At 48.7% G+C, this 14,033-nt stretch carries 11 protein-coding genes and 1 riboswitch; of the genes, 6 read left to right on the top strand and 5 right to left on the bottom strand.

Annotation, left to right across the window (positions count from 1 at the left end; all coding sequences use genetic code 11):
- Positions 1-9 precede the first annotated feature (9 nt).
- Positions 10-2,064 carry an ATP-dependent DNA helicase gene (locus BLR88_RS02720; protein WP_057898982.1) on the bottom strand — a complete coding sequence of 685 codons (2,055 nt, stop codon included), beginning with the start codon at positions 2,062-2,064 and terminating at the stop codon, positions 10-12.
- Between the two features lie 257 nt (positions 2,065-2,321).
- Here BLR88_RS02720 and nadE point away from each other — a divergent pair, with 257 nt between their 5' ends.
- The 3 genes from nadE (at position 2,322) to BLR88_RS02705 (ending at position 4,145) form a co-directional block, all read left to right on the top strand.
- Entirely contained in the window at positions 2,322-3,152 is an 831-nt protein-coding gene (gene nadE, locus BLR88_RS02715; RefSeq protein WP_057898981.1) for an ammonia-dependent NAD(+) synthetase, read from the top strand.
- Between the two features lie 106 nt (positions 3,153-3,258).
- Positions 3,259-3,702 carry a MaoC family dehydratase N-terminal domain-containing protein gene (locus BLR88_RS02710; RefSeq protein ID WP_236781860.1) on the top strand — a complete coding sequence of 148 codons (444 nt, stop codon included), beginning with the start codon at positions 3,259-3,261 and terminating at the stop codon, positions 3,700-3,702.
- Positions 3,703-3,713: 11 nt separating this feature from the next.
- Positions 3,714-4,145 (top strand): MaoC/PaaZ C-terminal domain-containing protein, encoded by a 432-nt coding sequence (locus BLR88_RS02705; RefSeq protein ID WP_091259882.1) that lies wholly within the window; start codon positions 3,714-3,716, stop codon positions 4,143-4,145.
- Between the two features lie 165 nt (positions 4,146-4,310).
- Here the strand turns inward: BLR88_RS02705 and gerQ are convergent, their stop codons facing one another.
- Both gerQ and BLR88_RS02695 read right to left on the bottom strand, forming a co-directional pair.
- A complete protein-coding gene (gerQ, locus tag BLR88_RS02700; RefSeq protein ID WP_082706004.1) occupies positions 4,311-4,751 on the bottom strand; it encodes a spore coat protein GerQ in 441 nt (146 codons plus the stop codon).
- A gap of 11 nt (positions 4,752-4,762) precedes the next feature.
- Positions 4,763-5,194, bottom strand: coding sequence for a cell wall hydrolase (locus BLR88_RS02695; RefSeq protein ID WP_057900335.1), 432 nt, complete (start codon positions 5,192-5,194; stop codon positions 4,763-4,765).
- A 78-nt stretch (positions 5,195-5,272) separates the two neighbouring features.
- On the opposite strand from BLR88_RS02695, the gene BLR88_RS02690 reads away from it, so the two are divergent.
- Together BLR88_RS02690 and BLR88_RS02685 are read left to right on the top strand one after the other, a co-directional pair.
- A complete protein-coding gene (locus BLR88_RS02690; RefSeq protein WP_257721567.1) occupies positions 5,273-6,214 on the top strand; it encodes an NAD(P)-dependent oxidoreductase in 942 nt (313 codons plus the stop codon).
- Positions 6,215-6,354: 140 nt separating this feature from the next.
- Positions 6,355-7,356, top strand: a complete 1,002-nt coding sequence (locus tag BLR88_RS02685) for a C40 family peptidase (protein WP_091259880.1) — start codon at positions 6,355-6,357, stop codon at positions 7,354-7,356.
- Positions 7,357-7,403: 47 nt separating this feature from the next.
- Here BLR88_RS02685 and BLR88_RS02680 read toward each other — a convergent pair whose 3' ends face one another.
- Both BLR88_RS02680 and BLR88_RS02675 read right to left on the bottom strand, forming a co-directional pair.
- A complete protein-coding gene (locus BLR88_RS02680; RefSeq protein ID WP_057898979.1) occupies positions 7,404-8,909 on the bottom strand; it encodes an amino acid permease in 1,506 nt (501 codons plus the stop codon).
- A gap of 121 nt (positions 8,910-9,030) precedes the next feature.
- Positions 9,031-9,220: riboswitch (Lysine riboswitch) on the bottom strand.
- Between the two features lie 380 nt (positions 9,221-9,600).
- A complete protein-coding gene (locus BLR88_RS02675; RefSeq protein WP_057898978.1) occupies positions 9,601-9,906 on the bottom strand; it encodes a hypothetical protein in 306 nt (101 codons plus the stop codon).
- A gap of 125 nt (positions 9,907-10,031) precedes the next feature.
- On the opposite strand from BLR88_RS02675, the gene BLR88_RS02670 reads away from it, so the two are divergent.
- Positions 10,032-13,931: a dynamin family protein gene (locus BLR88_RS02670; RefSeq protein ID WP_091259878.1), complete on the top strand. Its 3,900-nt coding sequence runs from the start codon at positions 10,032-10,034 to the stop codon at positions 13,929-13,931.
- Positions 13,932-14,033 lie beyond the last annotated feature (102 nt).

Here is a 14,033-nt window from a genome sequence, read left to right as displayed (position 1 = left end):
CTTTCTCCTTTAGCTTGTAAAAAAGCGATGCAGTTCGTCCATGCTTTTCGTTAGGCGGGCGGGAGGCAGGCTTGCGAGAATTTCGGAGCCGTACGGCTTTGTATGCAGGCGCGAATCGAGAATCACGACCACGCCGCGGTCGCTTCGCGTTCGGATCAGCCGCCCGAATCCTTGTTTGAGCCGCAAGATGGAAAACGGCAACATATATTCCCTGAAGCTGTTCTGGCCTCGTTTATCGAGACGGTTCATGCGGGCTTTAGTAAGCGGATCGGTTGGTACTGGAAACGGCAACTTGACGATTACGACGCATATTAAATCGTCACCCGGCACGTCGACCCCTTCCCAGAATGATTCACATCCAAAGAGAACGTGATTTGGTTGTGAACGGAATTGTTGCAGAAGCGTGTCACGTGATAATTCCGGTCGGTGTAACAGGCCGGTTAGTCCGTGTCGTTTAAGCCAGGGTATCATCGCTTCATATACTCGGTTCATCTGGCTGTATGACGTAAACAGAAGAAATGTCCTTCCGCGTGTCGTCATGACAATTTCTTTCATTGACGCGATCAAAAAAGCTTCGAACTCTTTTTCCGCAGGAGAGGGAGCTTCATTAGGTACAAGCAGGATCGCCTGCTGTTCATAGCGGAACGGACTTGGCGTTTCTAACGCTTCGTATTCGTCGATGCCCATCCGGTTCGCCACGAACGAAAAATCGCCCTGTGTTGTTAGGGTGGCGGATGTCATAATCACCGTTTTTTGTGTAAATAACTCTTCGCGTAGCAGTTCGCTCACGTCGATTGGGGCCGAGTACAGATGCAATAGCGAAGCCCAGGCAAAATCATCGCGAATGAGCGAGCGATGCCCTTCGGCCCCGGGTTCTTCGTATGCAACCCATGTTGCCCATTCATCGGGAGACTCGTTGCACAGCACATGTGTAACCATTCGTTCCATTTGTTCGATTTGGGAAATGTAGCGGCTGAGTCCGATAACGGTTTCCTCTTCGCCTCCCGCTGCTTTCAATTCTTTATGTTTATCGGCGAACAACGTTTTCCACTCTTTAAAAAGCGGAGCCACTTCGTTGTTTGCGATGATGCTTTTTTTTAGCAAATATTCGTTTTGTGGCCGTTCGGCGAGTGCGCGTGCCAGCGGGGCGAACAGTTCCACAAGCTTTGCTACGAGTCGCGCTCGGATGCTTTCCGTTTGCTGCTGTAAATCTGACGAATCCAGTTCCCGCGCCCAGTGCGCCCGTTTTTTCAGAAAGCGGTTGAATAATATGTTTATTTCTTCGATACTTACATGGTATGTATACTGTTTTGTGACCTGATCTTCCACCCGGTGCGCTTCGTCCATAATGACTGCATCGTATTCCGGTAGAATGCTCGCGCCTTGGCGTCTTAGGATCAAATGAGTAAAGAATAGCGCATGGTTTACTACGATAATTTGCGCATTTTGTAATTTTTTACGGGCGTTTTGAATAAAGCATTGTTTATAGAACGGACTGTTTTTGCCAAGACAGTCATCGCTGTCGCCCTGGATCGCCTGAAACAGCGCAGGCGGAACCGGCAGTGGAATTTCTTCGCGGTCTCCCTTTTTCATCGCCGGGAGCTGTTCTCTCAGCTGCCTTACTATTTCCCGCTCCGGCGTTTCTGTCGTTAAACTGTCTTGCCAAAGCTCCTCCAGTCGCCGTTTGCATATGTAATGACTGCGGCCTTTGGCCAACTCGTAGCGAAACTCTTCAGCTAATTCCGGCGCAAGTTCGCGGATGACTTTATGTGCCATCGGCAGTTCTTTTTCGAGTAGCTGTTGTTGCAGCGTGATCGTATTGGTGGAGATAATGACACGCTTTTCGTTTTTGAGCGCCCACCATACAGCCGGTAGCGTGTAGCCGAACGATTTGCCGGTACCTGTTCCCGCTTCAATAAGGCCATGTGTTTCCTGCTTCAGGCAACGCAGCACGAGATTGGCCATTTCAAATTGCGCCCGTCGCGGTTGATAGGCGGGCACATGCTTGGAAAGGATTCCATCCCGTTTAAAAATTCGGTACAAGGTTTTTGAATATGTCATCATATATAAATAAAATCCTTACTTTTTCTTTCATCATAGCAAAATGAATATTCTTATTCCATATACGTCACGATTATTATTTTGATTTTGCTAGCAAACCCGGCAGGAATCCGCAAAAAAAATGGTGAAAATAAGGTATGGGAAACAAAGAGACGGCCGCTCTTGTTTTTTGTATTCGAGGGAAGCGAATTAGGGAAAAGAAAGGTTATAATAGATAGAGAAGCAGAACGATGCACAAAGAAAGGATGCGAAAGATACTTATGACTCATCAGCTTCAGCAACAAATCCTTCGAGAATTGCATGTCAGCCCTACCATTGTACCGGCTGATGAAGAAAGGCGGCGGATTGATTTTCTGAAAGCATATGTCATTCAGACCGGGATGAAAGGATATGTGCTCGGAATTTCTGGCGGCCAGGATTCTTCGCTGGCTGGCCGCTTGGCGCAGCGCGCGATGGAAGAACTGCGTCGTGAGACGAACAAAGAGTATCTATTTGTCGCCGTTCGTCTGCCGTATGGCGTGCAAAAAGACGAGGAAGACGCGCAGCGCGCGCTTGACTTTATTAAACCGGACAAAACGATTACAGTGAATATTAAACCGGCGGTGGACGCCGCATACGAAGCTTTTAAGGCAGCGACGGGAGAGACGTTGTCCGACTTTTTAAAAGGCAATATAAAAGCAAGAGAACGTATGAAAGTACAGTATGATATTGGCGCGCATTATCGATTGCTTGTGATCGGTACGGATCATGCCGCGGAGGCGGTGACCGGCTTTTTTACCAAATACGGGGACGGCGCGTGCGATGTGACTCCGCTGACAGGACTTACCAAGCGCCAGGGGCGCGAATTGTTAAAGCATATGGGAGCGGACGAACAGATTTATATGAAAGTTCCAACCGCGGATTTAGAGGACGATAAACCGCTGCTCCCGGACGAGGTGGCGCTGGGTGTTTCTTACGAGGAAATTGACGACTACCTCGAAGGCAAGGCAGTGGATTCGAAAGCGGCGGAGGCAATCGAGCGCCATTATATGAAAACGCGCCATAAGCGTCATCTTCCGGTATCACCTTTTGATACGTGGTGGAGAAAATAGAGCGCCAAGGTGCGGAAAGGGAAGTCCGTCGACCGTTCGGAAAATCTTAAGCCGATCGAGGAAATTTTGCAGGGCTAATACATATCAAAGAAAGGAGAACAAGATAGTGGCAAATCCAGAGGATAAAAAAGGGTATACGTTTGCGCCGTACTCTGGCAGAGTGGAAGCGGGCAAAATCCGTGAACTTGCGCTGGCGCTCGGCGACGACAATCCGATCTATACCGATGAAGCGAAAGCGAAAGAGGAAGGGCTCGACGCCATTCCGATCCAGCCTACATTCATGGAAGTAATCGACATGTGGTATGGGTCAAGCTTTGAAGATTTGATGGAGCAGCTTGACATTGACATGAAAAAATTGCTGCACGGTGAACAGGAATACGAATATTTCGCTCCTGTATACGCAGGGGATATGATTTACGCCGAGACAAAAGTCACCGATGTAAAAACAAAGCGAAACGGTATGGCGTTTTACACGCTTGAGACGATATACAGAAATCAAAACAACGAAAAAGTAATGGCCGCCCGCATGATGTTGGTCAAAACGCCGTAAGGAGGAAGAATATGGAACCATATTTGCTTGCGAATCGTGATGTGCAGGTGGGGACCGAACTGCCGCCGCTTGAAAAACCGCCGATTACCCGGATGCAACTCATTAAGTTCGCCGGTGCGTCAGGTGATTTTAATCCAATACATACTGTGGAAAGCGTGGCGCAGGAGGCCGCGCTTGGTGGTGTTATCGCCCATGGGATGCTGATTATGGGGTTTGCTGGCCAGGCGCTTGCTACGTGGGTGCCACGTGCATCGATTAAAAAATTTGGTGTCCGATTTTCTGCCATTACCCGCCCGGGCGATCAGATTACCGTGCGCGGACAATTGACCGCGAAGGAAGAAACGGATGAAGGGACATTCATTAAAATTAAACTTCAGGCCGTAGATCAGAAAGGTGAAGTAAAAGTGAAAGGGATGTGCGAAGCATTGCTTCCACGCGCCTAAGTAGCGGCGGGATTGTAAAAGGCGCTGTACGGCTGCGTACCGTGCTAGATGGCATCTTATTTGACTGGTACCTGTGCTAACGATTGGATTGTGGGTGTAAAAAATATTTTTAGTAGAAAGAGGTGTGGGAAATTTTTGTTTCCCGCACCTTTATGTTTTTTGCGTTTATCGCGGTGGATATGTTGCCATTTGGCCAAGCGGGTAACTGTATTCAATCGGTTCATCAAACGTAACATAATCAAGGTATACCATGAGCAACAAATACCGTGTTCCTGTTTCGGGATCGCTGAGAATGATATGATCGCGGCCAGCAGCTTCAATCACGCCTTTAAACACTTTTGATTCGCTGGTGCCGCCCCGCTCAAATGTCATGTATACGGTTGCTACTTTCCCGCGGTTGAGACGCAAAATGTTTTCAATATAAGACTGTTCCAGCGGCAGCATGCTTGGCATAGGCACTTGTAGCTGTGCTTGCGGCGGGGCGGTCGGAGTTGTAGGCGTAGGACTTTGACTTACACCGGGTGTTTGGTTTTGCGGAATGTTCCATCCGTATAAATATTGTGGATACGTTTGGCGATTTTCAATTGTATAATACGGATAATACATATTGCTCCTCCTTAATACGTTTGGTATACTGCAGGACAATTCTCCGGAACGGGCTGGAAAAAGCAATGAGATTTATACCGGCCAGCATTCGGTTGGTTGAACCATTGAGCAGGACAATCTTCTGTCGGTTTAAAGAACCACAAAGAGAAGCTTGCCGGATGGTATCGCTCTCCATTAATTACTTTTCTTGCTAGACGAATCTCATTCGCTCTTGCCCGTTGATAAAAATATCCCTTTTGTGTAGCTTCGAAACCACCAGGATACTGAAATACCATTTGTCGAATGTCGGTAATGGGTTGGAAATCAAGGCAATTCGCTCTTACGCGATTAACGCCGACATTTCCGACCATAAGCATGCCTAAATTACCTTCGCCTTCTGCTTCCGCGCGTATAAGCCGGGCCAGCAATTTAACGTCCTCTTCTGTTGCACGTACAACAGCCAATTTTTTCACCTCCCGCTTCCTTACTTATCATATTGAGGAAACGAGAAATTGGTGATTCGCCTATACGTTTTATGGCATTTGTTTTATTATGAAAAAGTGGTTCGTTATACACAAAGTGAAGGAGTGAAAAGCATGGCACAGGATGTGAAAAAGACTACGATTGGTTTTGTCGGCACCGGGGTTATGGGCAGAAGCATGGCCGGTCATTTGTTGAAAACCGGTTATCCGTTGCTTGTCTACAACCGCACCAAGGCCAAGGCAGAAGAACTGATTGCGGCCGGAGCGGTTTGGAAAGACACGGTTGCTGAACTGGCGCAAGAAGCTGACGTTATTATCACGATGGTTGGTTATCCGAAAGATGTTGAGGAGACGTATCTAGGTGAGAACGGGATTTTGCCGCACGCCAAACCCGGTACATATGTTATCGATATGACTACATCGAGTCCGCTTCTGGCAAAGAAAATCTATGAAGAAGCGAAGAAAAAGGACATTCATGCGCTGGATGCACCGGTATCCGGCGGTGACATCGGGGCACGCCAGGCAAAACTGGCTATTATGGTTGGTGGGGAAAAAGAAGCATTTGAAAGGATGAAGCCGATTTTTGAGCAAATGGGGACGAATATCGTCTACCAGGGAGAAGCCGGCTCCGGACAGCATACGAAAATGTGCAATCAGATCGCTATTGCGTCCGGCATGATTGGCGTATGTGAAGCAATGGTATATGCGAAGCGAGCAGGTCTTGACCCGGAAAATGTTTTGAAAAGTATTGCCACCGGCGCGGCTGGAAGCTGGTCGCTTAGCAATCTGGCGCCGCGCATGTTGAAAGGTGACTTTGCGCCGGGCTTTTATATTAAACACTTTATTAAAGATATGGGGATCGCGCTAGAAGCCGCAGAAGAAATGGGAATGATGACGCCGGGGTTGAAGCTGGCCAAGTCGCTGTACGACGAGCTTGCGGAGAAAGGCGAGGCAAATAGCGGCACCCAGGCATTATACAAATTGATAGACCAGCAGTTATAAGACGCCAGGAAAAGTAACTTGGCAGAAGAGCTAACAGCCCTGATTTACTGCGGCAAAACGGTAGATCTGCCCGCATCTTTGGGCATTGGTGTTACCGCTAAGCAAAAATAAAAAACGGTAACAAGGAGGAGCACTAAGTGATGAAGCCGTTGTCTTTGATGTTTTTGGCTGTGCTATTGGCGTTGCTGGGGAATGGTTTTCCCGTTGGTGCGGAAAGCGCCGCGTCGAAAAAGAGCGCCTATGTGGATGTGGCGGTGGCTACCTTGTGGATAAAACCGGATATTGTCCGCCCTGTTGATGCTCCGTCGCTCACACATCCTGTCGATATGTGGAAGTGGACGCGCTCCATGACGCTGGAAGAAAAACTTGGCTTGGTTCCAAAACTGGAGACACAGGCATTGTACGGAAACAAGGTCACAATTTTGGAACGAAAAGGAAAGTGGGTGAAAGTGGCGGTACACGGTCAACCCACTCCACGCAATGCACAAGGATATCCCGGCTGGATGCTGGCTACCCAACTGACATATAACGAACGCTTTGCCGCAAAAGATGGCCAGCCGTTTGTGCTGATCACGTCTCCGACAGCGAAGTTGTACAACTCGGCTACTTTAAAACATGAGGAAATGGAAATTAGCTATAATACGCGCCTGCCTTACGAACACGAAACGAAAGACGCCTATCAAGTACTGAAGCCGGACGGTAAGCATGCTTGGGTGAAGAAGCAGGACGCTAAAGTGTACGCGTCAATGAAAGCTATCCCGAAACCGACCGGAGAGCAATTTGTGAAGACGGGTAAGAAGTTTCTTGGTTTGCCGTATTTATGGGCAGGAATGAGCGGTTTTGGATTCGATTGTTCCGGCTTTACGTTTACGGTATATCAGTCGCACGGCATAACTATTCCGCGCGATTCATCCGTACAGGCGAAATACGGAACGCCGGTGGCGAAAGAAAAACTTAAGCCGGGGGATCTTCTGTTTTTTGCGTATAATCAGGGGAAAGGCAAAGTTCATCATGTGGCAATGTATGCCGGGGATGGTATGATGATTCATTCGCCGAATTCGGCGCGTACGGTGGAAATCATTCCTGTAGATACGCCAGAGTACGCGAAAGAATTTGCCGGCGCGCGGCGCTACTTAAAGTAGACAAAGCCCCCCGCCTACACGGAATAAGGCGGGGAGGGGGTAGTTACTTACATTTGGCGGGAGGACGGGAGCGTTTCGTCGCCGTATATTTGGCATTCCTTGAGAGGAATGACTTTTGTGTTTTTGGCGAATTTATAGCTGAGCCACAGCACGATGAATAGCGGTAGTCCAATGTAAGAGACGAGCACGCCATTCCAGTCAATGGTTTCTCCCGTAAACGCTGAGTAATTTTGGCCGAGGATGACAATAAGACAGAGGACGAAAGCAAAAATTGGACCGAACGGGAACCATTTCGCCCTATAAGGTAGCTTGTTTACATCGTACCCTTGCGCGAGATAAGCTTTGCGGAAGCGGTAATGGCTTATGGCGATCCCGATCCAGGCAATGAAGCCTGACATGCCGGATGCGTTTAAAAGCCACGTATACACGACGCCATCTCCAAATACAGAAGCAAGGAATGCGGCTGCACCTACGAATGATGTTAAAAGCAGGGAGTATACCGGAACGCCGCGTCGGTTCACTTTTGCGAACAATTTTGGGGCTTTCCCTTCTTTGGCGAGTGCCCACAGAATGCGTGTGGAAGCGTACATGCCGGAGTTGCCAGCGGATAGTACAGCCGTCAAAATCACGGCGTTCATGACCGATGCCGCGAAGGCAAGCCCTGCTTTTTCAAACACGATCGTAAATGGACTCATGGCAATGTCTTCGATGCCATCATGAACCAGGTTTTCGTTGTTGTACGGAATAAGCAGACCAATAACCAGAATCGCCAACACATAAAACAGCAAGATGCGCCAAAACACTTGCCGAATTGCTTTTGGCACATTTTCTCTCGGATTATCGCTTTCGCCGGCCGCAACGCCAAGCAGTTCCGTTCCCTGGAACGAAAAGCCCGCGGCCATGAAAATGCCAAGCATAGCCATAAAGCCGCCGTGGAATGGTGCGTCATCTACGGTAAAGTTTTTAAATCCTATCGCTTCACCGCCCATAATACCAATAATCATGAGCAGACCAATAACGATAAAAATAATGACGGTCGTTACTTTAATCAGCGCGAACCAATATTCCGATTCCCCGTATCCTTTTACTGATAAATAGTTTAAGCCGAACATCAGAAGAAGAAATAAAGCACTCCAGAGCAAGGACGGGCTATCCGGAAACCAGAATTTCATGAGCAACGTTCCCGCAGAGAGTTCTGCCGCGATCGTAATCGCCCAGTTATACCAATAGTTCCAGCCTAGCGCGAACCCAAGCGCCGGATCGACAAACCGGGACGCGTAGGTGCTGAACGAACCGGATATTGGCATAAATGTAGCCAGCTCGCCAAGGCTTGTCATAAGAAAATATACCATGATGCCAATCGCGATGTATGCGGTGAGCGCGCCGCCCGGACCGGCGTCATGAATCGCGCTTCCGCTTGCGAGAAACAGACCGGTACCGATCGAACCACCGAGAGAAATCATGGTAAGATGGCGGGCTTTAAGTCCGCGTCGCAACTGTCCTGCAGACGCTTGCTCGCGTGGCTGTGAGGAATTCTCCGTTGTTATTTGCATCGCAAAAACACTCCTTTTACTGTTGTGGTATGATGCTAAACTAAAGGAAGGAGTGCGAAATAAAAAATGCCGCCGGAAGGAAATCTCCGGCGGCATTACGTAAAATCCGCATCATACCTTCCATGAAGATAGCGCATCACGTTCGTTCAGAAAGCAAACGTGACAGTTCTGCCCCTGTTCGGTGACAGCCCCAGCCCGCGCGCACGGAGAACGCACACAGACTTCGGCGATTTTTCCTTTCCGACGAATTCATAGACGTTCTCCGCGTCTCTCCCGCCGTACTTATAAAAACCGCGACCTCTACCTCATCTATATGATGATGAGGATTTTTTCTATGAATTTACATAAACAAAAATAAGTATAGTAGAAGTTGAATGATAAATCAATACTTGAAAATTTGGAATGAATTATTGACCCGAAGATGCGTACATCCGGTAGGGTGTAATAACCGTTTGTAAAATAAATTTTGATAGAGATGATTGGAAGGGGCTTATATCATACAGAATTGATACATGTTAATGGAAATACTTATCATTGAATGTGTTTCTTTCGAAGACAAAAGTAAGCAGGACGAGAATGGATACTACCTGCTTCGCGCAAGGTGCATCCGCTTCTCTTTTTCACTCCTCCTGCCTTTTTTGTTTTATTGTATGATACAATAAAAACAAAAAAGGAGCCATGTGTCCTGCTTTTATACGATCACTTGTTTTCTCAACGTTTTTTTCAGTTCTTTTTTCAGGCGCGGGTCAATCGTCTTCGCTTTCATGATCTGCTCGTATGCCCGGCATAGCGAATGCCAGTAGGACGCGTTATTGCGCTCTGGAGCTGTCTTCAAGAACGCGATATAATGCCTGACTGCCTGATCGGTGAGTGGTTTTTTCAGCATTTCATCCGTCACATAGACCATTTTGCGCTTTTGTTCGTCTTTGTACGCCACATACGAAAAGCCGATAATGATACTGAACATGAAGAAGATACAAAGAATTTGCATCATCATTGTTAAACCTCTTTCGTTTTGAACATGAGTTTTGTTCTAGCCATGCCACAGCATAGCAGAATTTATACCTTTTGGCACTAGGGTTTTTGTTTTTTTAAAAAATTATTCAAGAATATGGGGATTATATGTTTATACCTCCAGATACTTTCGCGCAATCAGCCATTCGAAAATGGGTTGAAAATCAGAATATTTCGCTTGTTCAAGTTGCGGGACGTTTGCGGGAATTGCTATACCAGTTTGAGCTTGCGGGGGACAAAAAGCGTGCGGAGCGATGCCGGGATTTGCTCGACAAAGCGGAAGCATCCGAGTTTGTCATCGCATTTTGCGGTCATTTTTCGGCTGGCAAATCGACGATGATTAATGAGTTGATAGGACATGATTTATTGCCAACAAATCCAATTCCGACAAGCGCTAATGTGGTGAAAGTCAAGACAGGGCCTGCGCGCGTGACAGTGACGTTTAAAGAACAGGGGGAAGTGAATGTTACCTACCCGTATGATATGCAAGAAATTCAGGCATATTGTACGGATGGTGATCGGGTAGACCGGGTGGAAATCAGTTACCCAAATGACCAGCTTCCGCCGGGGGTGACAATTCTCGATACGCCAGGTATTGATTCGACAGAGGATGCGCACCGGGTGGCGGCGGAATCGCAGTTGCATACGGCTGACCTTGTACTGTATATCATGGATTACAACCATGTCCAATCTCGGGTGAACAAGGAGTTTATCGAAACGCTGCGAGAGCAAATGAAACCAACCTGGCTCTTGGTCAACCAGATCGATAAACACGTGGCGTTCGAAGTGCGGTTTGCCGAATTTCGGAGCAAAGTTGAGGACGTGTTTACAGGGCAGGAAACGGACGCTTTTCCGCTTTTTTTTACGACAGTGCGTGAGCCGGATCATCCGCACAATGATTTGCCGCTTGTAAAGCATCGATTGGCGGATGCGATCGTCAAGAAGCGGCGTCGGATCGTGGAAACCGTGCTTACAGCAGCTTGTTTGCTGATGCGCGATCATTTAATGTGGCGCGAAGCGACGCGGCGGCCGGAGATTGACGCATGTCATGCGAAACTTGGCACATATCGGATGGAAGATGAAGAACGCATCGCCCGTGAGTTGAGAGAAGCAAAAGAGCGTGAAGCGGCGCTTTCCGAGGAAACCGAGCGGTTTGAACAGGAATTTTTGGCCCAACTTGAGCGGTTGCTTAACAACGCGAATTTGATGCCATATCATACGCGCGAACTGGCGCGTGCGTTCGTTGAATCAACGCAAGTGAGTTTTCGTGTCGGTCACTTGTTTTCGGGTCGCCGGACTAGGATCGAGCGGGAGCGGCGGCTTGCGCGCTTTCACAAAGAGGTATGTGAGAATGCGGCGACATATATTGATATTCACCTTAAAAAAATGATGCTTGAACATCTGGAAGTATACGGGGTGGAAGACGAAAAGCTGCGTCGCTCCATTTACGAAATGAAAGTGCCGATTACGAAAGAATGGTTAACCGTTTTGCTAAATAGGGGCGCGCTGTTTAACCGCGAGTCTGTCATGCGCTATACTTCTGTTGTCGCAGACGCGATTCGCAGGCTGTATTCTGAAATGGCAAAGGAGAAAATGGAAGCAGCGCTGGCTAATTTAAAGAAAAACCGACAGAAAAAAGCGGACGCGCTGGCGGCAGCGCGCAGGAAGCTTACCGAAAAGCTCACGGCAGCGCGGACGCTGCGGACGATAGCGGAAGGACAGGTGCGCGCCTTAAAACAGATGATGGCCGCGCTTGACGGAGCGCGGGATGAATACCATCCGATTGAAGAAGAGGTAGGGGATGTGTCCGCCGCATTCCTGGCGTTTGCCTCGCGTGGAAGACGGGAAAGGGCAAGAGCACGGGTACATATCGGGCGCAAACAGGGAACAAACAGACGCTCGCGCAAAGAAAATGCCGGGCAAATAAAAGCGCGTGCTGGCGCTGCGGTGCAAGCCCTTGAAGAAAGCGCCCGCCTGCTTACGTCTTTACCCGGTTTCCATGAGACGGCGCAAGAGCTTGCGGCGCGTGCGGATCGGATGAGAAGGCGGCAGTATACGATCGCCTTGTTCGGTGCATTTAGCGCCGGAAAATCATCGTTCGCTAATGCCTTGTTAAAAGACATGGTATTGCCTGTATCACCACATCCGACAACCGCGACGATTAACTACGTGCTTCCGCCGGCGGAAGGGCATCCGCATGGTACGGTCGTGGTTAAATTTAAAAGCGAAAAACAGATGTTGAGCGATATGAATCAGGCGCTCGAGCTTTCGGAGCGGCATGTGTCTTCGTTCGCTGAATTGGAAGCACTGCTCGACGCGCATGAAACATTCATGCGGAAAAGGAAGGAAAAACGGGTGAAGGCGGAACGGGAACCGGGCGCTATGGGGCAAGAAAGCGGACAGGCGGAAGCCGAAGAAGAGCGTGACCCGTTGGAATTGTTACGGGATGAACATCTCTTTTTCTTAAAGGCGGTGCGAAACGGGCTTGCTTGGATGCAGGGTCGCTTTGGAACGGAACAGAAAGCGACGCTGGAGGAAATGCCTGCGTTCGTCGCCGTGGAGGAACGTGCCTGTTTCGTGGAACAGGTGCAGCTGTATTACGATAGTCCGCTGGCGCGTCAAGGCGTTATTCTCATAGATACGCCGGGCTCCGGTTCGCTGAATGCGCGCCACACAGAGGTCGCGTTCAATCACATAAAGCATGCGGATGCGGTCGTGTTTGTAACCTACTATAACCACGCGTTTTCGCGCGCGGATCGTGAATTCCTTATTCAGCTAGGCCGCGTAAAAGAGCATTTCGCCAAAGACAAAATGTTTTTCATCGTCAATGCGGCTGACCTAGCTGGTTCTGAAGACGAGATCGACGACGTATTGGCTCATGTGGAACGCAATCTGCTTGCCTGTGGGATTAGAGGAGCCCGCCTATATCCAGTATCAAGCCAAATCGCCGTATTGGCCGAACGGCACGCACGTGGGGAATTGACGGAACAGGAAGCAGCGCTGTACCGCAAGCTAACGGGTACGGGATCGGACGAAGTTCCCCTTAATGGCGCGGAAGGACGGTTTTTTTCCGGGATTACGTTGTTTGAGGAAGATTTTTATCGGTTTGTAATGGATGAATTGACCGAGGCGGCGGTGGACGCGGCATATGAAGAGATCGGACGCGCGCTTGCAATTCTGGACGCTTGGCGCATGGAGGCACGGGCCGGAGAAAAAGAACGGCAGGAAAAACGAGTACAGGCCGATAGGGCAAGACGCGATTCGTTGGATGTAGTCAATCGATTGGATACAGAGATTGAGCGCGGGCTAGTCGAGCAGGAAATTGAAGAATTGCTCTATTATGTGAAACAACGCGTATTTTACCGGTACTTTGACGAGTTTAAGATCATTTTTAACGCGGCGGCGTTTTCGGATGAAAAAGAGGAAATGCAGACCCTGTTGCGTCGCTATACAAACGAGATGCTCCGCTTTGTTGCGTTCGATTTAGCGCAGGAGATGCGGGCGACTTCGCTTAGGATTGAAAACTTTCTTGCACGTATTTTGGGCGGGATTCGTCTCCGGGTGGAACGAGAACTCAAGGAAGTGGATGGAGGGTTCGCGCTTCCGGTGTATGAAGCGCCGGAATTTGCTGCGCTGTCTTTTCCGGCTGGCTTGCATGAGTTGAACGCCTCAGCGTTTGCTGATTTACTCGCCCCATATAAAAGCCGCAATGCTTTTTTTGTGGAAGAAGGGAACCTTAGATTGCGCGATGCGCTCGAAGTTCGGTTGCGGGAACCGGTAAGCGAATATGTGACGGATTGCGAGGTGCGGATGAAGCGGGCGTACCTTCCAGCCTTTGATGAAGAGGTGGCTCGGATATGTCAGGAGATACGACGAAAGGTGGAAGAATACTATACGGGTAAGCTAACTGCGCTTGGAATGACCACTAACATTCAAGCGCTTGACGATGCGTATGAATTATTGCAAAGACTTTATCATTCGCGCCCTAGACGAACAGCATCCACTTAAAAAAGTGATATAAACACTATGCAAAAATTATATAACGTTGTATAATAAAAAAAGTTATAAAGCATGTCCCCTTTTAGCCATTCTATCGTGGTAGTTAGTGTG

Source organism: Aneurinibacillus thermoaerophilus (assembly GCF_900099925.1).
Lineage (GTDB): Bacteria > Bacillota > Bacilli > Aneurinibacillales > Aneurinibacillaceae > Aneurinibacillus > Aneurinibacillus thermoaerophilus.
The sequence above is the reverse complement of the archived record's forward strand: the minus strand, read 5'-3'. Positions and strand labels throughout refer to the sequence as shown.